This window comes from Promicromonospora vindobonensis, from assembly GCF_042685865.1.
GTDB classification, from domain to species: domain Bacteria; phylum Actinomycetota; class Actinomycetes; order Actinomycetales; family Cellulomonadaceae; genus Promicromonospora; species Promicromonospora vindobonensis.
Genome location: NZ_JBHUOG010000001.1, coordinates 372,760 through 394,827, shown reverse-complemented (window position 1 = coordinate 394,827; position 22,068 = coordinate 372,760). Strand labels below are relative to the sequence as shown.

The following is a 22,068-nucleotide window of genomic DNA, read 5'->3' as shown; positions in this document are numbered from 1 at the left end:
ACGTGACTTCGCACTGACTTTGTCCATATCGCCGCGTTCGTCGCGGCAGACATGGAGGTCGACGGTACAATATATATGTTCGCCGACGGAAGCAGAAGGTCCAGTGAAGGCCCCGTCGGCGGTACACCGCCCCCTCGAATGCCGAAAGGTCGGTTTGTGGCGCCCACTCCGCTGAAAGCCCCCCAGGACATCGCTCCTGTCCCTGCACGCGACAACCTGCCCCGTGAGTTCGAGCATCCTGCCCTGCAGGAGCTCCTTGCTCGCGGCGCCGCCGACGGCTCGGTCGACGCCGAGAACTTCCGGCGTGCATGCGAGACCGCGGAGGTCGGTGACGCCAAGCGGCTCAAGGCGGTGCTGCGTGCACTGGCCAACGCCGGTGTGCAGGTTGGACTGCCCACCGTGACGAAGGTGGCCGCCGCCGCGGCGACCCGCTCCACCGCTGTCGCCGCAAAGGCACCCGCCGACGGCGACACCGATGCCTCCGCCAAGCCCGCTCGGCGTACCCGTACGACGGCCGCCAAGAAGGCCCCCGCGCGTTCCACCGCGAAGCCGAAGGACGTCGACGACGTCGACGAGGCCGAGCTGAACGACGTCGACGAGACCGCTACGAGCGCCCGGAAGAAGCCGGCGGCCAAGACAGCTGCCAAGAAGCCCGCCGCTCGCGGCAAGTCGAAGTACGACAACATCGAGCCCGACGGCGTCGCCGTCGACGAGCCCGAGGAAGAGACCGACTCCGGTCCCGAGATCGTCACCAAGGCCACCCGTGGCCGCGGTGGCAAGGCCGCGAAGGAAGGCGACGAGAGCGCAGGCTTCGTCGTCTCCGACAAGGACGACGACGACCAGCCCGCGCAGCAGGTCGTCACGGCCGGTGCCACGGCCGACCCGGTCAAGGACTACCTGAAGCAGATCGGTAAGGTCGCGCTGCTGAACGCGGAGCAGGAGGTCGAGCTCGCGAAGCGCATCGAGGCCGGCCTGTTCGCGGAGGAGCGACTCGCCACCACGGAGTTCGACCGGACCGACAAGGACCAGCGCCGGTTCGAGCGCGACCTCAAGTGGATCGCGCACGACGGCAAGCGGGCCAAGAACCACCTGCTGGAGGCCAACCTCCGACTCGTGGTCTCGCTGGCCAAGCGCTACACGGGCCGCGGCATGCTGTTCCTGGACCTGATCCAGGAGGGCAACCTCGGTCTGATCCGTGCGGTCGAGAAGTTCGACTACACCAAGGGCTACAAGTTCTCGACGTACGCCACCTGGTGGATCCGCCAGGCGATCACGCGAGCCATGGCCGACCAGGCCCGCACCATCCGTATCCCGGTGCACATGGTCGAGGTCATCAACAAGCTGGCCCGTGTGCAGCGCCAGATGCTCCAGGACCTGGGCCGCGAGCCCACGCCGGAGGAACTGGCCAAGGAGCTGGACATGACCCCTGAGAAGGTGGTCGAGGTCCAGAAGTACGGTCGCGAGCCCATCTCGCTGAGCACCCCGCTCGGCGAGGACGGCGACAGCGAGTTCGGCGACCTCATCGAGGACTCCGAGGCTGTCGTGCCGGCCGACGCCGTGTCGTTCACGCTCCTGCAGGAGCAGCTCCACCAGGTGCTCGACACGCTCTCGGAGCGTGAGGCCGGTGTGGTCTCCATGCGGTTCGGCCTGCAGGACGGCCAACCCAAGACGCTCGACGAGATCGGCAAGGTCTACGGTGTGACGCGCGAGCGCATCCGCCAGATCGAGTCCAAGACGATGTCGAAGCTCCGCCACCCATCGCGGTCGCAGGTGCTGCGCGACTACCTCGACTAGGTAGAACCTCGACGCCGGGCGGGTGATCTTCTGCGGAAGCTCACCCGCCCGGCGTCGTCGTATGGAAATGTGCCCGATGTTGGGGTACGAGCGCGTACGGCGGCGAGGCGGGCGCGACGTGGCGGGCGGCGGTCGACGCCACCCGCCAGGACGACGCCACGACGGTCTCGATAGTGCGAAACGCGTCGGACGGCATCGCGGAGACGCCGTACTTCGCGTCGTCGGGGCGTGGCGGCAGCTCCGGGGGCACCGCGAACAACCAGGACGCCTTCGGCACGGCCGCGCAGTCCCACCTCGCGCACGTGGCGGACCCCTACTCGGCACGGGCGCCGAGCAACCCGAACACGTCGTGGACGGGGACGTTCACGCAGAAGAAGGCGAAGAGCGTCTTTCGGCTCAGCTGGGTCAAGTCGGTCACGATCACCGCGCGCTACTCGAGCGGGCAGATCAAGACCATGCGGGCGGTGTCGACCAAGGGCACGACGCGCACGCTGACCAAGACGGCCGAGGGATGGCGGACCACCCTCGGCTTCCGGGGCTCCTGGGCGGGCACGGTGTCCGCGAAGAAATAGCTCAATAGCAATAGCCCCAATGCGGGTAGGCGACGCCGCGCTGTGCCGTTACGGTAATTCCTGGCAATGCTGCCATCCGTGCTCGGACCAGGAAGGTGACGCCGATGTCGCTAGCAAGGTCGCACCGCAGACAGCCCTTCGCCCGCTCCGGACCAGCCGCGCCGGGCGCAGCCCGACGCCGGCTCGGCGCGGTGTTCGTGGCCCTCGCCACGGGCGCCGTGCTCGCCGTCGTGCCGGGTACCTCCGCACCGGCCGCCACGGCACCGGCGGCAACCCCCGCCGACGGTAACGAGGCCGGGTGGCCGGTCACCGACGCGCACCTGCCCACGCCGTGGACCGAGGAGGTCACGCCGGACAACGCGCTGCCGGAGTACCCCCGGCCGCAGCTGACGCGCGACCGCTGGGCCAACCTGAACGGCCTGTGGGAGTTCGCGGGCGCGACGGAGGGCGAGGCCCCTCCGTTCGGCGAGAGCCTCGCCGAGGAGATCCTTGTGCCGTACCCGACGGAGTCCGAGCTGTCGGGCATCGACCGGCACGAGGATCTCATGTGGTACCGCCGCACGGTCGAGGTGCCCCGGTCCTGGCGCACCGCTGGCCAGCGCGTGCTGCTCAACTTCGGCGCGGTGGACCACACCGCGACGGTGTGGGTGAACGGTCAGGAGGTGGCCCACCACGAGGGCGGCTACGGCCGGTTCTCCGCCGACGTCACGGACGCCCTGACGACGTCGGGCCCGCAGGAGGTGCTGGTCGGCGTCACCGACCGTACGGACGCCACGTGGCAGCCCGTGGGCAAGCAGCGCAACGTGCCCGACCGCGGCATCTTCTACGAGGCGGCCTCAGGGATCTGGCAGACGGTCTGGATGGAACCGGTGGCCGGAGCCCACGCCGAGCACCTGGACCTGACCACGGACATCGACACGAGCACCCTGGCCCTCACGGTGGAGGGCAGCGAGGCGGCCGACGGCAGCACCGTCGACGTCGTCGTGCGCGGGGGCGGCGTCGGGGTCGACGGCGACCGTGCGACGAAGGGGAAGGTGGTGGCGCGCACCACCGGCGCCGTCGGCGAGGAGGTCTCCGTACGGCTGCCGGACGCCCACCTGTGGACGCCCGACGACCCGTACCTCTACGACCTGCAGGTACGTGTCCTTGATGCGGAGGGCGAGGTCGTCGACACCGTCGGCTCGTACTTCGGCATGCGCGAGATCGGGGTCGCGAAGGGCGAGGACGGGCGCAACCACATCACGCTCAACGGCGAGGTCCTGTTCCTGCAGTCCACGCTCGACCAGGGCTACTGGCCGGACGGGATCTACACGGCCCCGACGGACGAGGCGCTGGCGTTCGACCTCGTCAAGCACAAGGAGCTGGGCTTCAACACCGTGCGCAAGCACATCAAGGTGGAGCCGGACCGCTGGTTCTACCACGCCGACCGCCTCGGGCTGCTGGTGTGGCAGGACATGCCGTCCATGAAGACCGGCCGCCCGCCGGCCGAGGCGCAGGAGCGGTTCGAGCGCGAGCTGGACGAGATGATCGAGCAGCACTCGAGCTGGACCTCCGTGATCGGCTGGGTGCCTTTCAACGAGGGCTGGGGCGAGTGGTCCAAGGAGGCGACCGGGCGGATCGCCCGCGAGGTCAAGGAGCAGGACCCGACGCGGCTCGTGAACGCGCACTCCGGCGTGAACTGCTGCGACTCGCTCGGCGACAGCGGCGAGGGCGACATCATCGACTGGCACCAGTACGTCGGCCCGGCCCAGCCGGTTCCGGACGCCACGCGGGCCTCCCTCGACGGGGAGCACGGCGGGTTCGGCCTCGAGGTGGACGGCCACATGTGGTTCGGGGAGGGGCACGCGTACGAGATGACACCCGACGTCGCGACGCTCACCCGTCGGTACGTCGAGAACCAGGAGGACGTGCTGACCGCCGCCCTGCAGTGCGGGATCAGCGGCTCGGTCTACACGCAGATCACGGACGTGGAGCACGAGGTCAACGGCTTCTTCACCTATGACAGGCAGGTGGAGAAGATGGACTTCGCGCAGGTGCGCGCCGTGAACGAGAGGATCATCGAGGGGGCCGACGGCTCGGGCGGAGAGCCACCCGTCGTCGACCCGGGCACGCCCGGCCTGGCCGGTGTGCACTCGTGGGGCTTCGACGAGGGTACCGGCGCCACGGCGGCGGACGGCGTCGGCGACGCCGACGCCACCCTGACCGGCACCACCTGGACCGACGGCGTGACAGGCGGTGGCCTGTCGTTCGACGGCGCGGGCGAGGCCGACACGGGGCAGTCCCTGGTGCGCACCGACGGCTCCTACAGCGTCTCGGCGTGGGCAATGCTCGATGTGGCCGACGGCGGCTTCCAGACCGTGGTCAGCCAGGACACCGGCGGCAACAGCGCGTTCTTCCTGCAGTACTCGGGCCAGGACCAGCGCTGGGCGATGAGCTTCATCGGCGCGCGGGCGCTGTCGCCCACCAAGCCGGAGCCTGGCCGCTGGTACCACCTGACGGGTGTGCGCGACGCGGAGGCCGGTGAGCTGTCCCTCTACGTCGACGGCGAGCAGGTGGCCACCCAGGACGTCTGCATGGCGCCTGCCACCGAGGGCTCCCTCGTCATCGGCCGCGGTCAGTACGGCAGCAACGACGTCGACCACCTGCGCGGCGACGTCGACGACGTCCGGGTCTTCGACCGGGCGCTGTCCGACGCCGAGGTCGCGGAGCTCGCGGCGGGCTGATCCCGCTGGGCCCCGCTGGGCATGACAACGGCGGTGAGTCACCTCACAGGGTGGCTCACCGCCGTCTTTCGTCTAACGGTCCGGTGGGTGTCCGGCCTGGGCTCAGGCCTGGCCGTGCTCCGCGTGGAGCCGGTCGGTCTCGTCCTGGACATGGGTGGCGATGTCCGCATAGGCGGACGCGTGTGCACGGGCGTGGTGGCCGCAGAAGAGCAGCTCGCCTACGGGCAGAACGACACGCACGTAGGCCTGGGCGCCGCAGCGGTCGCAGCGGTCGAGGGCGGTGAGCGGTTCGGTCGTCAAGGTCGTCACATCTCCATCCAACCATTCGCTCGCGCGGTTCATGCCAGCCCGGGTGGCCGGTTCGCTGCGAGCATAGCGGCGTGTCTCACAGTGTTGGAGGCCATCCGCCCCCAATTGCGCTGAAAGGGTAATTTCCGTCATGGGGTGAAACCTGGCTCCCCAGAGGCGTCAACCGGAGGTGCCGAGGGAGCGCCTCACCGAGGTTGTCGGTGACCTCGTCTACGCTGTCGCCGTGACCGCAACGTCCGAGTCGTACACCGCTCGCCACCTGTCCGTCCTCGAGGGTCTCGAGGCGGTTCGCAAGCGTCCCGGCATGTACATCGGGACCACCGACTCCCGTGGCCTGATGCACTGCCTCTGGGAGATCATCGACAACTCCGTCGACGAGGCCCTGGGCGGGCACGCCACCAAGATCGGCATCGTGCTGCACGCCGACACGTCCGTCACGGTGACCGACGACGGTCGCGGCATCCCGATCGATGTCGAGCCCAAGACGGGCCTGACCGGCGTCGAGGTGGTCTTCACCAAGCTGCACGCAGGCGGCAAGTTCGGCGGCGGCTCCTACCAGGCGTCCGGTGGTCTGCACGGCGTCGGCGCCTCCGTGGTGAACGCGCTGTCCGCACGCCTCGACGTCGAGGTGGACCGCGGCGGCAAGACCTACGGCATGACCTTCCACCGTGGCGAGCCGGGGACCTTCTCCGACCCGGCGGCCGGGCCCGGCCCGGACTCGCCGTTCCAGCCGTTCGTGGACCACTCCGAGCTCGGCGTGGTGGGCAAGGTGCCGCGCGGCCGTACGGGCACCCGTGTGCGCTACTGGGCCGACCGGCAGATCTTCCCCAAGTCCGCGGTGTTCAGCTACGACGAGCTGGTCACCCGTGTCCGCCAGACGACCTTCCTGGTGCCCGGCCTCGAGATCCGGGTGCGCGACGAGCGCGGGCTGCCCGGCACGCCGGGCGAGGACGGGCCGCACGAGGAGGTCTTCAAGCACAGCGGCGGCGCGGCCGACTTCGTGGAGTTCCTCGCCCCCGACTCGCCGGTCACGGCGACGTGGGTCCTGCAGGGCTCCGGCACGTTCAAGGAGACCGTCCCGGTGCTGGACGAGCGCGGCCACATGTCGCCGCGCGAGCTGCAGCGCGACTGCGAGGTGGACATCGCGCTGCGCTGGGGCACCGGCTACGACACCGAGGTTCGTTCCTTCGTCAACATCATCTCGACGCCCAAGGGCGGAACCCACCTGACGGGGTTCGAGCAGGGTCTGCTCAAGGTGATCCGCAAGGGCGTGGAGACCAACGCGCGCAAGCTCAAGGTCTCCACCAAGGACGGCGCCGAGCGCATCGAGAAGGACGACGTGCTCGCCGGCCTCACCGCCGTGGTCACCGTGCGGCTCTCCGAGCCGCAGTTCGAGGGGCAGACCAAGGAGGTGCTGGGCACGGGCCCGGTGCGCCAGATCGTCTCCCGGGTGGTCGAGAAGGAGATCCAGGAGCGCCTGACCTCCGCGAAGCGCGACGAGAAGACGCAGGCCTCCCTGCTGCTCGACAAGGTCGTCGCCGAGATGCGCGCCCGCATCACGGCCCGGAAGCAGAAGGAGATCTCGCGCCGCAAGAACGCGCTGGAGACCTCCTCGCTGCCCGCCAAGCTCGCCGACTGCCGCTCGAACGACGTGGACCGTTCCGAGCTGTTCATCGTCGAGGGCGACAGCGCGCTCGGCACCGCAAAGCTCGCGCGGTCCAGCGACTTCCAGGCGCTGCTGCCGATCCGCGGCAAGATCCTCAACGTCCAGAAGGCGTCGATCAGCGACATGCTCCGCAACGCGGAGTGCGCGGCGATCATCCAGGTGCTCGGAGCGGGCTCCGGCCGGTCCTTCGACCTCGAGGCCGCCCGCTACGGCAAGATCATCATGATGACCGACGCCGACGTGGACGGTGCGCACATCCGCACGCTGCTGCTGACGCTCTTCTACCGGTACATGAAGCCCATGGTCGAGGCCGGGCGCGTGTTCGCTGCGGTCCCACCGCTGCACCGCGTCGAGGTGATCGGCAACGGCCGGCGCAAGAACGAGTACATCTACACGTACTCCGAGGCCGAGCTGGGTGCCACGCTGAAGAAGCTCGACAAGGCGGGGCGGCGCTACAAGCCGGACATCCAGCGGTACAAGGGCCTGGGCGAGATGGACGCCGACCAGCTCGCGGAGACCACGATGGACCCGCGGTTCCGCACGCTGCGCCGGGTCACCGCTGAGCACGCCGAGGCGGCCGAGCGCGCCTTCGAGCTCCTGATGGGCACCGACGTGGCGCCCCGCAAGGAGTTCCTCATCGCCGGTGCGGCCGAGCTGGACCGCTCGCGCATCGACGTCTGACCCGGAGGCCAGCGGACGCGGTCCGCCGAGGGCTGGGACGGCCGCGCCGGGCCGCACGGGCCGACCTACACTCGCCAGCGTGAACACGACTTCTGCCCGCCCGATCCGGGCCCTCGGTGCGGCGGCTGCCGCACTTCTCCTGACGGGCCTGCTCGCGGCCTGCGGCGCCACCGCCGAGCCAGGGACGCAGGCCACGGCGACGGCCAGTGCGCCTGCGGACGGCGCCCCCGGCAGCGCTTCGCCGTCGGGCAGCGCTTCGCCGTCGGGCACTGCCTCTCCGTCGGACTCTGACTCGCCGGCCGGCGCTGCCGAGACGCTCAGCTACGCGGGGCGCACCGGCGCCACCGCGCTCGAGCTGCTGCTTGAGGCGGACCCGTCCGCCGAGGTCAGCGGAGAGGGCGAGAACGCCTTCGTGACCGCCATCGGGGGTCGCGCAGCGGACGACTCCAAGAGCGAGTTCTGGGCGCTGTCCGTGGACGGCGAGCCCGCGCAGGTCGGGGCGGGCACACTGGAGACCGAGGACGGTCAGGAGATCACGTGGACACTCGAGACGTACTGACACCGGCCGGCGACCAGGGGCGCGACCTGACCGTCAGGGAGCTCGCGCACCGCTGGTGGCGCCCGGCGACGGTCGTGCTGGTGCTGACCGCCGCGGTCGCGTGGCGCTTGGTCGCTCCCGGCCTGGGCGCGCCGCCGAACCTGGAGATCGCCACCGCCGCGACGTTCCTCGCGGTGCTGCTGCTGCGCAACCGCTGGGCGGCCGTGGTGCCGTTCGCCGTGGTGGCCGTCAGCGACGCGGTGCTGGGCAACACCCAGATCATGTGGTTCACCTGGTCGGCATGGGCGGTGGTGGGCCTCGGTGCGATCCTCGCGCGCAACCTGCGCGGCCCTGCCCGCTACGCCGCAGCGTTCGGCGTGGGCGTGGCCGGCTCGCTGTGGTTCTTCGCGTGGACCAACTTCGGCGTCTGGCTGATGGACGGCATGTACCCGGCGACCCTGGACGGGCTGGTCGCCAGCTACGTCGCGGGCCTGCCGTTCCTGCGCACCATGCTCCTGGGCAACCTGGTGCTCGTGCCGCTCGCCGCGCTCGTCGCCTCCCTGGTGGAGCGTGCCGAGGTGGCCGCTGTCGCCGCGCCGACGACGGTGGAGGGCTAGAGCCGACGCCGTTCGGCTGATTGGTGATGGCTCGGCTGACTTCGGTCGGTTGACGTGAGATCGGTCCGTTGTCGGACCGATCTCACGTCAACCGACCGAAGTCGTCTCCGGGACGCTATCGGGTCAGGGCCCTGAACGGACTGTCCAGGTTTCCTCGGCAAATCCCCTGGTGAGGGGCACTTTTTCGCATTGAGACGACGGGTCCCCGGGTGAAATCGGGACCCGTCGTTGGTGCGTCGTGTGCCGTTTGTCCGGTGTTCACGTCCGCTTGGCCGCCCGGTTGGTCCCATTGGTGACGATTGCGAAGCACGAGTCCACGACATGCGAGCGAGAGGTTCTGCCATGGCCAACATCAAGGTGACCTTCCAGGAGATGGAAGACGCCGCGCAGCGGATCAAGCAGGAGTCCGACGACATGCGAGGCAAGCTGGACCAGCTCCGCTCGATGGTCAGCAACCTGGTGCAGGACGGCTACGTGACCGACAAGTCGTCCAAGCGGTTCGACGAGTCGTACCAGGAGCTCGACAAGGGTGGCAAGCAGGTCATGGAGGGTCTCACCGGCATCGGCGAGTACCTCAAGCAGGCCGCCGAGGCACTGCGCAAGACCGACGAGGAACTCGCCAACGCGCTGAACAAGTAGTCCCGTGCCCGACCTCGTCGTCACCTCGATCGCGCTGGACGACGCCGAGCAGCAGCTGGCGGCGATCGTTGACGAGTTCAAGAGCATGGACAAGCTGTGGGGCGACGGCTCCCTCTGGGGCCACGACACGGTGAAGAGCGCGATGGACGACTTCATCGAAAACTGGTGGGTCAAGCGGGAGAAGCTGACCACGAACCTCTCGGACCTGCAGAAGAAGATGAAGCAGGCGTCCGAGCAGTGGAACGACCTCGAGGTCGAGCTGGCGAAGTCCTTCGACGAGCAGTAGCGAGACACGCAGCAACACGACAGGAAGAGGATTGATGAGCGCTGTCCGGGGCGGGGACTGGCATCTGCTCGGTTATGACTCGGACCCCGTCCCGGCGGAGGCTTCTGGCCTGGATGAGGTGATCAGGCACTACGAGAGCATCACGACGCAGATGGAGACCCAGGCGAAGCTGCTCAAGAAGATCGGCGACGGTGACGAGACGCTGCTCAAGGGCGTGGCCGCCGATGCCATGCGGAAGCGGTCGCGCGAGAGCGCCGACGCGCTGAACAAGGCGGCCGGCCGGTACGCCGATGTCCGGGACGCGCTGCGTACGTACAAGCCCGCGCTGGAGACCGCGCGCTCCGAGACCGGTCTCGCCCTCAAGGACGCGCAGGACGCCGCGGGCGCCCAGACCGCGGCGGCGGGCATGCCCGACCCGGTGAACGCCGACCGGCCGGACGACGCGCCAGAGCTCACGGAGAAGGACCGGCAGGCCTCCTCGAACCGGGCAGGCAAGATCGAGGACGCGAAGCAGGACCTTGCCGCGGCCAAGGCCAGAGCCGTCGCCGCGATGGGCGCGTTCGACACGGCCGCCGACGCCGCGGCCCGCAAGATCCGGGAGAACTGGGGCGACGACGGTCTGAAGCACAGCGGCTGGGAGAAGTTCCTGCACCAGCTGAACAAGATCCTCAAGAAGATCGTCGAGATCCTGATGTACATCGGGATGGCGCTCGCCGTGCTGAGCATCCTCATCCCGGGATTGGGCATCCTCACCCTGCTCAGCGTGGTCGCCACGGTGATCTCGGTCGCCGCCAGCTTCATCCTCGCCGTCCAGGGCGAGGGCAGCTGGCTGAGCGTCATCGTCGGCGTGCTCAGCCTGGGTCTGATCGGGGTAGCCGCAAAGATGGCCGGCTCGCTCAAGAACGTGCAGGCCGGGCTCCTGTCCAAGGGCGCCGGGTCGCTCGGCAACCAGACCAGGACGATGCAGAACCTGATGCGAGACCGGGAATGGTTGCGCAACATCCTGACGATCGGCGCGATGCCGAACGTCGCGCGCCAGATCTCCGCACTGAGCTTCAAGATCGGTCCACTGGGCGCCAGGCTACGTGGCTGGCAGGACTTCGCCGGCAAGACCAGCGTGTCGCCCGGCTGGTGGCAGATCGGCAAACCGAACGCGTGGGTCAAGGGCGACTTCAGCAAGCTGGGCGCCTGGTTCAAGAACGACATCAGCCGCATCAAGTCGATGTGGCCGCGCGGCGACTACCGCTGGGACCGACTCATCGGCATCAGCGACATCAAGGACGTGCAGAAGATCAGCGCCGCCCTCGGCCAGATCGGTGTCGGCGGCTTCGCGATCAAGCCCTGGATGTACATCGGGCCCATCTCGTACACGTTCTCCTGGGGCATGCGGCCGTTCAGCCTGCTCAACCCCTCGAACTTCAACCTCACCGACCCGCGCTGGAGCCTCTACGGCTGGCGCGACTACGACTACTCCCGCCACTACTCGGATCAGAAAAACCTATGACCACGCAGAGCGACGACCTCACCGGCGTCGAGGTCTCGGGCTGGACCTGGCGGATCGAGCCGCCCACGGGCTGGCTCGTGGTCCCGGCGACCGGGCTCGACGATCCCGACGAGATCGCGGAGTGGGAGCAGGAGGCCACCGCGATCGTCCGGGAGTCGGTCGAGCCGCGCCCGGACGAGGCCGGCGAGACGGTAGAGCTGGACGATGCCGGGCGCGCCGAGCTGGACCAGCTCGCGGTCGACTCGGTGGCGAACCTCCGGGCCTTTGCCGACGGTATGGCGCCGGGCGGGAACCGCGTCGTCGGCGCCATCGGGGTGCTGGGGAACGGGCCCGTCCCGGTGCTGGTCGCCGTGGGGGTGAGCGACCCGGCCGAGCCGGACGACGGCCTCATGGCCGCGCTGGGCGCGACGGGCGGCAGCCCGTCCGCGCCCCCGAACATCGAGCACCTGGACCTGCCGGACGGTGACGGCGTGCGGGTGGTCCGCCTCGACATCGACGAGGCCGGGACTGCCTGGATGAGCGTCGCCGTCGGCCGGCGCGTCGAGCATCACGACGCCGTCGTGGACACCGTGCTGGTGTGGCGCACCGTCGACCTGTTCCTCGTCGCGGCGATGGTGGAGCTGTTCGACGAGCTTCTGCCCGCCGTGCAGATCACCCGGAGCGCACCATGAGCGAACCACGCAACGGCACGCCGGGCGACGCCCTCGGGATCGGGAAGCCGACCGACAGCTGGGTCATGCTGCTGCCACCCGGGTGGGCGCGTTTTCCCACGGGGGAAGGCCGTGCCCGCGAGCTGGACGACGCGATCGAGGAGGTGGTCGCGAGAGCGCTGCCCAGCGACCTGCCCCGGGACACGGCGGAGCCGCACCGACACATGCTGCGCGACCAGCTCCGCCGGACCCTCGACAGCGCGCGCGACGCGGGCAGCGGAGCGGTCTACCTCCCGACCGAGCCGATGAACGGGACGATAGTCCCCGCCTCCATCACCGAGCTGGAGTTCACCAGCGATCCCGGCCGCGATCCCGTGGCGGTCGCGACCAGCATCCTCGCCGACGGGTACGAGGAGAGCGACCTGGTCGAGATCGACGGCCGGCCCGGCGTCCGCGTCCTGGCGACCTCGCACGAGGTGCAGCAGGACGGCGACTGGCCGGTGGTCTCCACCCGCCAGGTGCTGTACGTGGTCTCGCGCGACGACGTCGAGGGCGAATGGCTCGCCATGTCCTTCAGCACGATCTGGAACAGCCACGACACCGAACGGCTCGCGGAGGCGCTGGTCTTCTTCTTCGACGCGGTGATGGGCACCTTCCGCTGGGCGGGTCCGGGGACGGACATCGCCAACCTGCCGGAGCGGAAGGTCCCCGGCTCGGCGTGAGCGCCGGCGCGTCCCAGTCCTGGCGCGTCCCAGTCCTGGCGCGTCCCAGTCCTGGCGCGTCCCACCGACGTGCTGCACCCCTGACGTACCCGCATCACCGGCATGCCGGCGCCCCTGACGTACCGACACATCTGAAGACGGAGTCAACGTGCATCACGTCCATCGCATCGCCGCAGCCCTCGCGGCGGCGATCCTGTCCACGACGTCGGCCGCGGCGCTGGTCGTCGCGGCCGCCGGACCGGCTGCCGCCGACACGACCGGCGAGAAGGTCAAGTACTACGTGATGCAGTCCACGCCGGACGGCGAGCCGGAGTTCCTGTTCCAGATCGCCCAGCGGTTCCTCGGCGACGGCAACCGGCACCTGGAGATCTTCGAGCTCAACGAGGGGCGGGTCCAGCCGGACGGCAACACCCTCACCGACCCCGCGTCCGTGCTGCCGGGCTGGGTCATGCAGCTGCCGGCGGACGCCGAGGGCGAGGGCATCGTCGTCGGGGTGCTGCCGGAGGGCCCGGCGGAGGGCGCGCCCGGGGCGAGCGCACCCGCGAGCGGCGCCGCACCGTCGGCCGACGCATCCGCGGCGGCGGTGCCCTACTACGTGGTGGGCCGGACGCCGGAGGGCGAGACCGAGTACCTGTACCTGATCGCCGAGCGGTTCCTCGGCGACGGCGAGCGGCACAAGGAGATCTTCGAGCTCAACGAGGGCCGTACCCAGCCCGACGGCGGTGTGCTCACCGACCCGGAGGTCGTCGAGGTCGGCTGGGCGCTCGAGCTGCCGCAGGACGCAGAGGGCGAGGGGCTGCAGCGCGGGCCGCTCCCCGGGCCCAGCCCTGCCGTCGGGGCGAGCGCTCCGGCGTCGGGCGCTGCGGTAACGGAAGGAGCGCCGTCGGGCGGGAATGCCGCGGACGAAGGTTCCGCCGCAGGACCGGCCTGGCTGACGCCCGTCCTGATCGCCGTCGGCGCAGTGGTGCTGCTCGGCGTCGCCGTGCTCGGCGGGCTGCTGCTGGTGCGCCGCCGTCGGGCGGGCCGGGAGCAGCCGTTCGACGACAGCCTGCTGCGCACCGACACGTCGGCGGCGTGGATGGTGGACCGGGCGCTGCGGGTGCTGCTCGCGGCGTGCGAGCGGGACGGCCAGGACCTGCCCGCGGTCACCGGCGTCTTCATCGAGGGCGGTGCCATGCGGCTCCGCCTCGGGAGCCCGGTCTCCCCGGCACCGGCACCGTGGGTGGCGAACGAGGACGGGCAGAGCTGGTCCGCGCCGCTGGCGAAGTTGCAGTCGGCCCCGGCGTCCGAGGACTCGACGGCACGGTTCGCGCGCCTGGTCACGATCGGTGTGGGCGAGACGGGCCGGGTACTCGTCGACTTCGCGTCGGCCCGCGGCGTGATCAGCCTGGACGGGCCCACCCGTGCGCGGCACGAGGTGCTGCGCCGCTGGCTGGGCGAGCTGACCGGGAACCCCTGGTCGAACGACCCCCGCGTGGTCATGGTCGGCAACGGCCTGCCGCAGCCAGAGCTCGCGGAGCACCTGTCCGCGATCGAGCAGGTGATCCCGGAGCTCGACGCAGTGGGCGGCGGCGTGCTCGTGCTGTCGCAGGCGCCGTCCGTGCTGCAGCAGGACCTGCTCGCCGCGCGGTTCGCCACGCCGGGCTTCGGCTGGGTCGTGATCGTGCTGGGCGAGTCGTTGTCGGCGAAGTGGCGCATCACGGCTACGGAGGACGGCTGGCTGCACAGCGGTTTCTTGCCGGACGTGCGCTACACCGAGCAGGCCGCAGTGCGGCGTGCCGGTGAGTGACGTGCGACGGGCCAGGGTGCTGCGGGCCCTGGTGACCGTGGTCCTGACGACCCTGCTCGTCCCCGTGCTGCCCGCCGCGAGCCTGGTGCCTGTGATCAGCGTGCCTTCGAACAGCGTGCTCCCGGCCTCCGCGCCGGAGCCGGTGCTGCTCTCGCAGGGCAGGCCCGCCGTGTCGTCGTCGCTCGAGAATGCCAGCTTCCCCGCCCGCCAGGCTGTGGACGGTAACCCGCAGACCCGCTGGTCCAGCGGATTCAGCGACCCGCAGTGGCTGCGCGTGGACCTGGGGAGGTCCACGGTGGTGCGCCGGGTCGAGATCGACTGGGAGGTGTCCCACTCGACGGCGTACTCCATCGAGGTGTCGGCCGACGGCGAGATCTGGGCGCCGCAGTGGTCGACGGACGCTGCCGACGGCGGCACGGACGTGATCACCATCGAGGCCACCGGCCGGTTCGTGCGCATGTACTCGACGGCTAGGGTCGGCACGGCGGGCAACTCGATCTGGGAGATGCGGGTCTACGGCGACCCCGCGCCGAAGAAGGAGGAGCCCGAGCCGACGCCGTCCAAGAAGCCGGCCGCGGATCCGCGGCCGAAGTCGTCGGAGCCGAAGGCCGAGCCGTCGGCATCGGCGCCCGCGGCGTCCGCTCCGGCGCCCTCGTCGTCGCCCTCTCTGGTACCGGAGCGCACCGGCCCGCCGGGCTCGGTCCTCTACTACGTGGTCGGCAAGGAGCCGGACGGAACGGTCGAGAAGCTCAACGACATCGCTGAGCGGTTCCTCGGCGACCGCGACCGGTGGCCGGAGATCGCCGAGCTGACCGAGGGCCACCGGCAGCCCGACGGCAAGTTCATGACCGATCCGCGGACGCTGACGGCCGGGTGGGTCCTCAAGATGCCCAAGGACGCGTCGGGCGAGGAGCTGAAGTTCGCGCCGCTGCCGGGGTTCGAGAAGAAGTCGGCGAAGCCGTCGGCCTCCCCGCCGGCGTCGGCCGAGCCGACGGTCGAGGTAGCCGGCATCGACGAGGCGGCCAGCTTCGGTCCGATCAGCCCTGCCTGGTACGCGATCGGCGCGGGTCTGGTGCTTGCGGCGCTGGTCTGGCTGGCCATCTGGCTCCTGCGGCGCCGGAAGCGCCAGGAGCCGTTCGACGACAGCCTGCTGCGCACCGACACGTCGGCCGCGTGGACGGTCGACCGGTCGCTGCGGGTGCTGATGGCCGCGTGCGAGCGCGACGGGCTGGAGCTGCCCGGCATCACCGGCGTGTTCATCGAGGGCAGCTCGCTGCGGCTGCGGCTGACCAACCCGGCCGCGCCGGCGCCGGAACCGTGGGCGGTGAGCGAGGACGGGCAGAGCTGGGCGGCGCCGCTGGCGAAGCTGCAGTCGGGCATGGCGTCGGACGGCTCGACGGCGCGGTTCGCCCGGCTGGTCAACGTCGGCATGAGCGAGACGGGCCGGGTGCTGGTGGACTTCGCGTCGGCGCGCGGCGTGATCAGCCTGGACGGGCCGACGCGGGCACGGCACGAGGTGCTGCGCCGGTGGCTCGGGGAGCTGACCGGCAACCCGTGGTCGGACGACCCGCGGGTGGTCATGGTCGGCAACGGCCTGCCCCAGCCGGAGCAGGTGGAGCACCTTGCGGGGATCGAGCAGGTGACCCCGGAGCTGGAGGTGGGCGAGGGCGGCGTGCTGGTCCTGTCGCAGGCGCCGTCAGCGGCCCAGCAGGACATGCTCGCCGCTCGGTTCGCCAGCCCGGAGTTCACGTGGGTGGTGATCGTGCTCGGCTCCGCCCCGTCGGCGCGTTGGCGGTTCACCGCTGGTGACGACGGCTGGCTGCGCAGCGGGTTCCTGCCCGACGTGCGCTACGACGAGCAGACCGCCGTACGGCGGGGAGGCGAGTGACGTGCAGGCTCTGATCACCGCGCGCCACGGGGCGCGTGAAGTACTGCTGTCCCTCGACCTGGACGAGCGCACCACGGCGGTGGACCTGGCCGAGCGGCTCGCCGCCGAGGTGGGCGCTCCGCGGGGCAGCACGATGTACCTGGACGGGCGGCCGGTGCCGACCAGCTACGGTTCGGGCGACGACGTGCTCGTGGCCGGCTCAGGGGTCCGGGACGGCGCCGTCGTCACGTTCGCCGCAGACCCGGCCCGGGCGGGCGGCGTCATGGGCGGACCGGTCGACCTGTGCGTCACGGGCGGGACGGGTACCGGCGCCGTCGTCCGCCTCGGGGTGGGGGAGTCCACCGTGCAGGTGGGGCACGACGGTCGACTCCGCGTGGACGAGCCGCGCGAGGGTGGGCTGGCCGCGATCGCCGTCGTCGTCGCGCTCGACGGCGCGGTGCGGGTGCGGCGGGTGCCGGATCCCCGGTCCGCCGCGTGGGTGGTCCATCTGGACCGCCTGGACGATCCACTGGGCGAGGACGAGGCGCCCTGGGCCGCCGGCACCCAGCTCCGCATCGGCGGCTGCGTCCTCACGGTCCAGCCGGCCACCCGGCCCGACGCCGACCTGCGCCCCGCCGCCCAGCCCGGTCACCTGGACTACAACCGCCCGCCGAGGCTCCTGCCGCCCATGCCCGCCACGCACTTCCGCCTGCCCGCGGAGCCGGCCCCGCCCATGCGCAACCCGCTGCCGTGGCTCGCCATGGCCATGCCTGCGGTGCTGGGCGTGACCATGGCCTTCGTCTTCCAGTCCCCCTACTACCTGATGTTCGCGCTGGCGTCGCCGCTGATGGGCCTCGGGAACTGGTGGATGCAGAAGCGCAACGGCGTCACCACCCACAAGGACCGGCTGAAGGAGCACGCCGAGGAGCGCGCAGCCCTCGAGGAGGAGGTGCTGGACGCCGTGCGGCGGGAGCAGCACCGGCGCCGGGTGTCGAGCCCTGGCGCCGCCGAGCTGCGGCTGATCGCGACCACCCCGACCCGCCGTCTCTGGGAGCGGCGCAGCACGGACGGCGACCACCTGGTCGTCCGGCTGGGCCTCGCCGACGCGACCAGCCGTGTCGAGGTGGAGGACAGCGCCGAGCCGGAGCACCGTCGGAAGACCCGGGCGACCGTCCGGTCGGTGCCGGTCACGGTCCCGCTGCGCGAGGCAGGGGTCGTTGGACTGGCGGGGCCGGGGGACTGGCCGCGCCGTCGGGCACGCTGGATGGTGGGCCAGCTCGGGGTGCTGCAGAGCCCTCGCGACGTCCAGATCTACGTCCTGACCAGCTCGGAGCACGTGCAGGAATGGGCGTGGGCGGCCTGGCTGCCGCACGCCCGCCCGTCGTTCGGTCAGGGGGCCGTCGCCCTGGTCGGGACCACGACGGAGACGTTGTCGGCGCGCGTGGCCGAGCTGAGCTCGCTGATCACCCAGCGCCGCGCCGCCATGGACGCGTCGAGCGGCACGGTGATGTCCGGTCCGCAGGTGGTGGTGGTGCTCGACGGCGCCCGGCGGCTGCGGGCGCTGCCCGGCGTGGTATCCATCCTGCGCGACGGGCCCGGCGTCGGCGTGAGCGTCGTGTGCCTCGACGGCGACGAGCAGCTGTTGCCGGAGGAGTGCACGGCCGTCGCGCTCGCCCGGGTCGACGGCGGGATGACGCTGCGCAGGCAGGACGCCGACGACCTGCGGTCCGTGCTGGTCGACGAGGTGGGCGACGACTGGTTCGAGCCCGTCGCCCGCGCCGTCGCCGCTGTGCACGACGTGACCGCCACCGAGGGCGAGGGGCTGATCCCTGACTCGGCCCGTCTCGTCGAGGTGCTCGGCATCGAGGACGTGGACGCCGAGCAGATGGTCGCCCGGTGGCGCGGCGTGTCGAAGGGCAGTACCGCAGCGGTGGTGGGCGTGTCGCTGGACGGGCCGTTCACCCTCGACCTGGTGCGCGACGGGCCGCACGCCCTGGTGGGTGGCACCACCGGTTCGGGCAAGTCGGAGTTCCTGCAGACCGTCGTCGCGTCGCTCGCGGTGGTGAACACGCCGGAGACCATGAACTTCGTGCTCGTGGACTACAAGGGCGGCGCCGCGTTCAGCCAGTGCGAGCAGCTTCCGCACACGGTCGGGATGGTCACGGACCTCGACTCCCACCTCGTGGAGCGAGCCCTCGACTCGTTGCGTGCCGAGCTCACCTACCGTGAGCACGTGCTCGCCGACGCCGGCGCCAAGGACCTGGAGGACTACCTCGACACGCAGGCCCGCGGGCACGTCGGCCCCACGCTGCCACGCCTGATGATCGTGATCGACGAGTTCGCCTCGATGGCGCGCGAGCTGCCCGACTTCGTCGCCGGCCTGGTCAACATCGCGCAGCGCGGCCGCTCGCTCGGCATCCACCTGATCCTCGCGACCCAGCGCCCCTCCGGCGTGATCTCCCCGGAGATCCGCGCCAACACCAACCTGCGCGTGGCCCTCCGGATGACGGACAAGGGCGAGTCGAAGGACGTCATCGACGCAGGAGAGGCGGCCGAGATCGCCAAGTCGCAGCCCGGTCGGGCCTACGCCCGGCTCGGGCACGCGTCGGTGATCCCGTTCCAGTCCGCGCGGGTGGGCGGACGACGCCTGTCCCTGTCCGACGTCGGGCACGTGGAGCCTCCGTTCGTCGCACGCGTGCCGGTGGCGGACCTGGGCGCACCATCCCCCAGCCGCCCCAAGGCCCGGCGCCGCGAGGACGTCGAGACCGACCTGGCCGCGCTCGTCGACACGCTGCGAGAGGCGGCCCAGGTGGGTGGTTGGCCGGTCCCTCGGCGGCCGTGGCTGCCCGCGCTGCCCGAGCTGCTCCGGCTCGCGGACGTGGCGCGGCCGGCCACCGGGTCGGGCGGAGAGTCGGCGTTCGCGTGGGCGGTGGAGGACTCGCCGGCCGACCAGCGGCAGGGACCAGCGGTGATCGACCTGGACGGCTTCGGCCACCGTTACGTGATCGGCGCACCCGGCAGCGGACGCTCCACCACGCTGCGCACGACGGCGTTCGCGGCCGCAACGGCCATGCCGGTGGCCGACCTGCACCTGTACGCGATCGACTGCGGCAACGGAGCGCTGACGGTGCTGAACGAGCTGCCGCACACGGGCGCCGTCGTGCAGCGCGGGCAGGCCGAACGGGCCAGCCGTCTGCTCACGCGCCTGCAGTCGGAGCTCGGTCGGCGCCAGCAGGTGCTCGCGGCGGGGAACTTCGCGAGCGTCACCGAGCAGCGGGAGCTCGCCGACCCGGGAACGGGCCTGGCGCGCGTGCTGGTGCTGATAGACCGCTGGGAGAGCTTCATGAGCAGCTACGGGGAGGTCGACAACGGCACGCTGGTCGAGATCGTCCAGGAGCTGCTGCGTGACGGTGCGAGCGCGGGCATCCACCTGCTGATCTCCGGTGACCGCACCCTGCTGTCGAGCCGGATGAGCGTGCTGACCGACGACGCCCTCGTCCTACGCCTCACCGACCGGCTCGACTACGGGATGGTCGGCATCAACCACAAGAAGCTGCCGGAGGAGATCCCGCCCGGCAGAGGCTTCCGGTCGGGCAGCGCGCTCGAGGTCCAGGTCGCGATCCTCGGGGACGACCCGGCGGGTCGCGCCCAGACGAGTGCGGCCCGCCAGATCGCCGCCGAGATCCGGGAACGGGAGGACGTGGTGCCGGGAACCGGGCCGTTCCGCGTGGACGACCTGCCGTCGACGATCACCGTGGACGCTGCCTACCAGTACGTCGGGCGGGAAGCGGCCCGGCCGCTGTGGGCGCTGCTCGGCGTCGGCGGCGACGACCTGGCGGCGTTCGGCATGGACCTCGCGAACGACGCACCGGCCTTCCTGGTGGCGGGCCCGTCCCGGTCCGGCCGGTCCACGATGCTCGCGGTCATGACCGAGTCCCTGCTGCGTGGTGGCACCCAGGTGGTGGTGCTGGCGCCGCGTCCGAGCATCCTGCGCGGCTTCGAGGGCCGGGACGGCGTACGCGCCGTCCTCACGGATCCCGAGGTCACCCAGGAGGATCTGGCGCCGCACCTCGACCCGGACGGCACGCCGGTGGTCCTGGTGGTGGACGACGGCGAACAGGTGACCGACGCCCCTGCCAAGACGTGGCTGCGCGCCTACCTGCGCTCGGCCACCGACAACCAGCGCGGCCTGATCCTCGGCGGTGATGCCTCCGAGGTGGCCGGCGGGTTCTCCGGCTGGCAGGTCGACGTCAAGAAGTACCGCCGGGGAGCGCTGCTCAGCCCGCAGGACCGGTTCGACGGCGACCTCGTCGGCGTGAGCCTGCCGCGCTCGGCGGTCACCACGCAGGTGAACCCGGGCAAGGCGCTGGTGCACCTCGGGTCGGGGGAGGTCGCGACGGTCCTGGTGCCGACGCTGTAGGGCTGGGCTGGGCTGGGCTGGGCTGGCTGGCTGGCTGGCTGGTTGGTTGGGCTGGCTGGCTGGCTGGTTGGGCTGGCTTGGCTTGGTTGGGCTTGGCTTGGAGAGGTTGGGTTGGGCGGAGCTGGGTCGGGCGTGGCGGGCGGGCGCGGCGGGCGCCGTCGTGCCACCGTAGGAGCGTGCCAGCGCAGCACCCGACAGACCTCGACGCCGTCGTCGACGCGCTCTACACACGGCCACTCGACGAGTTCGTCGCCGCCAGGGCCGCCGCCGTCCGGCAGGTAGCGGACGGCGGTGACCGGATCGGCGCCGAACGGGTCAAGCGCCTGCCCAAACCCTCGGTGGCGGCCTGGGTGATCAACCAGGTGTCCCGCGACCACCCGCAGGAGATCGAGGCGCTCGCGGACCTCGGCGACGAGCTGCGGGCCGCGACCCAGGACCGGGACCGTGGCCGTCTCCGGGCGCTCGACCACCTGCGGCGGGAGCGTACGGAGGCCTTGGTCCGCATCGTCCGGGAGGCCGGCGAGGTGGGCGGGCGCGCGGTCTCGCCCGCGGTGCTCGACCGCCTGACCGAGACGCTCACAGCGGCGGTGATGGACCCGGACGCCGCTGTGGTGGTCCGGGCGGGGCGTCTCTCGCGGGCGCTGCAGCACGTCGGGTTCGGGATCGTGGACGAGCAGGGGGAGGACGCGGACCTCGTGGCGCTCCACCCGGCGGGGGTGGACGGCGGCTCGCGCTCCGCGACGGGATCGGGGGCCGAGGCGCCGTCGGAAGCCGGGACGCCGCCGGCAGGCAAACCGTCGGTAGGCAAACCCTCGGCAGGCAAACCGTCGGCAGCAGGGAGAAGCGGGAAGGCCGAGAAGTCCGCGGTCGCCTCCGAGGGCGGACAGGGGAAGACCGACTCGGCTGAGTCTGACCAGGCTGAGTCTGACCAGGCTGAGTCTGACCAGGCCGAGTCTGAGCTGTTCGCGGCGGAGCAGGCGGTCGAGGAGTCCTCCGCACACGTCGACCGGCTGGAGGCCCGCCGCGACGACGTCCGGGAACGGCTCCGGACCGCGAACGCGGCCATCGAGCGCGGGGAAGGCGAGCTGGGCCGCCTGGACGAGGAGCTCGAACGCCTCACCGCCGAGCGGGACGAGGCGCGCCAGGCGCTCGACGACGCGCGAGGGGCCGCTGACGAGGCACGCGGGGACCTGGCCGCCGTCGAGGACGATCTCGACGACGCCGTCGAGCGTGCTGCCGAGGCCCGGCGCCGGCGCCGGGCGGCCCGCGGGCGGTGACGCGCGCGACCGGT

Annotated in this window: 16 protein-coding genes; 15 read left to right on the top strand and 1 reads right to left on the bottom strand. The window is 71.2% G+C overall.

The genetic code is table 11. The annotated features are described in order from the left end of the window. Positions 1 to 138 precede the first annotated feature (138 nt). From ACFS27_RS01755 to ACFS27_RS01745, 3 genes are all read left to right on the top strand, one after another. Complete coding sequence (locus ACFS27_RS01755) at positions 139 to 1,794, top strand: RNA polymerase sigma factor (RefSeq protein ID WP_377179726.1); 1,656 nt, start codon at positions 139 to 141, stop codon at positions 1,792 to 1,794. Between the two features lie 173 nt (positions 1,795 to 1,967). After that, the gene (locus ACFS27_RS01750; RefSeq protein ID WP_377179724.1) at positions 1,968 to 2,366 is read left to right on the top strand and encodes a hypothetical protein; all 399 of its coding nucleotides are present in this window, start codon (positions 1,968 to 1,970) and stop codon (positions 2,364 to 2,366) included. Positions 2,367 to 2,470: 104 nt separating this feature from the next. Next, the gene (locus ACFS27_RS01745) at positions 2,471 to 5,089 is read left to right on the top strand and encodes a LamG-like jellyroll fold domain-containing protein (RefSeq protein WP_377179722.1); all 2,619 of its coding nucleotides are present in this window, start codon (positions 2,471 to 2,473) and stop codon (positions 5,087 to 5,089) included. A gap of 102 nt (positions 5,090 to 5,191) precedes the next feature. Here the strand turns inward: ACFS27_RS01745 and ACFS27_RS01740 are convergent, their stop codons facing one another. Beyond that, positions 5,192 to 5,398 (bottom strand): DUF7455 domain-containing protein, encoded by a 207-nt coding sequence (locus tag ACFS27_RS01740; protein ID WP_253867690.1) that lies wholly within the window; start codon positions 5,396 to 5,398, stop codon positions 5,192 to 5,194. A 223-nt stretch (positions 5,399 to 5,621) separates the two neighbouring features. Between ACFS27_RS01740 and ACFS27_RS01735 the strand changes: the two genes are divergently transcribed. The 12 genes from ACFS27_RS01735 (at position 5,622) to ACFS27_RS01680 (ending at position 22,054) form a co-directional block, all read left to right on the top strand. Then, positions 5,622 to 7,745 (top strand): DNA gyrase/topoisomerase IV subunit B, encoded by a 2,124-nt coding sequence (locus ACFS27_RS01735; protein WP_377179720.1) that lies wholly within the window; start codon positions 5,622 to 5,624, stop codon positions 7,743 to 7,745. Positions 7,746 to 7,824: 79 nt separating this feature from the next. Continuing rightward, positions 7,825 to 8,304, top strand: a complete 480-nt coding sequence (locus ACFS27_RS01730; RefSeq protein ID WP_377179718.1) for a DUF4430 domain-containing protein — start codon at positions 7,825 to 7,827, stop codon at positions 8,302 to 8,304. Beyond that, the gene (locus ACFS27_RS01725) at positions 8,283 to 8,900 is read left to right on the top strand and encodes a DUF6580 family putative transport protein (protein WP_377179716.1); all 618 of its coding nucleotides are present in this window, start codon (positions 8,283 to 8,285) and stop codon (positions 8,898 to 8,900) included. Before ACFS27_RS01730 ends, ACFS27_RS01725 begins: the two co-directional genes overlap by 22 nt. 342 nt (positions 8,901 to 9,242) lie before the next feature. After that, positions 9,243 to 9,539 (top strand): WXG100 family type VII secretion target, encoded by a 297-nt coding sequence (locus ACFS27_RS01720; RefSeq protein ID WP_377179714.1) that lies wholly within the window; start codon positions 9,243 to 9,245, stop codon positions 9,537 to 9,539. A 4-nt stretch (positions 9,540 to 9,543) separates the two neighbouring features. Continuing rightward, positions 9,544 to 9,825, top strand: coding sequence for a hypothetical protein (locus tag ACFS27_RS01715; protein ID WP_377179712.1), 282 nt, complete (start codon positions 9,544 to 9,546; stop codon positions 9,823 to 9,825). 34 nt (positions 9,826 to 9,859) lie between these two features. Beyond that, positions 9,860 to 11,329, top strand: a complete 1,470-nt coding sequence (locus ACFS27_RS01710) for a hypothetical protein (protein ID WP_377179710.1) — start codon at positions 9,860 to 9,862, stop codon at positions 11,327 to 11,329. Continuing rightward, on the top strand, positions 11,326 to 12,000 hold the full coding sequence (locus ACFS27_RS01705; RefSeq protein ID WP_377179708.1) for a hypothetical protein: 675 nt from the start codon (positions 11,326 to 11,328) through the stop codon (positions 11,998 to 12,000). Before ACFS27_RS01710 ends, ACFS27_RS01705 begins: the two co-directional genes overlap by 4 nt. Continuing rightward, positions 11,997 to 12,701 carry a hypothetical protein gene (locus tag ACFS27_RS01700; protein WP_377179706.1) on the top strand — a complete coding sequence of 235 codons (705 nt, stop codon included), beginning with the start codon at positions 11,997 to 11,999 and terminating at the stop codon, positions 12,699 to 12,701. Before ACFS27_RS01705 ends, ACFS27_RS01700 begins: the two co-directional genes overlap by 4 nt. Positions 12,702 to 12,849: 148 nt before the next feature. Continuing rightward, on the top strand, positions 12,850 to 14,490 hold the full coding sequence (locus ACFS27_RS01695) for a LysM peptidoglycan-binding domain-containing protein (RefSeq protein ID WP_377179704.1): 1,641 nt from the start codon (positions 12,850 to 12,852) through the stop codon (positions 14,488 to 14,490). Further along, positions 14,483 to 16,378, top strand: a complete 1,896-nt coding sequence (locus tag ACFS27_RS01690; RefSeq protein WP_377179702.1) for a discoidin domain-containing protein — start codon at positions 14,483 to 14,485, stop codon at positions 16,376 to 16,378. The genes ACFS27_RS01695 and ACFS27_RS01690 overlap by 8 nt, the downstream gene beginning before the upstream one ends. Before the next feature lies 1 nt (position 16,379). Next, positions 16,380 to 20,777 carry an FtsK/SpoIIIE domain-containing protein gene (locus ACFS27_RS01685; RefSeq protein WP_377179700.1) on the top strand — a complete coding sequence of 1,466 codons (4,398 nt, stop codon included), beginning with the start codon at positions 16,380 to 16,382 and terminating at the stop codon, positions 20,775 to 20,777. 176 nt (positions 20,778 to 20,953) lie between these two features. Further along, positions 20,954 to 22,054 carry a hypothetical protein gene (locus tag ACFS27_RS01680; RefSeq protein ID WP_377179698.1) on the top strand — a complete coding sequence of 367 codons (1,101 nt, stop codon included), beginning with the start codon at positions 20,954 to 20,956 and terminating at the stop codon, positions 22,052 to 22,054. The last annotated feature ends 14 nt before the right edge of the window (positions 22,055 to 22,068 follow it).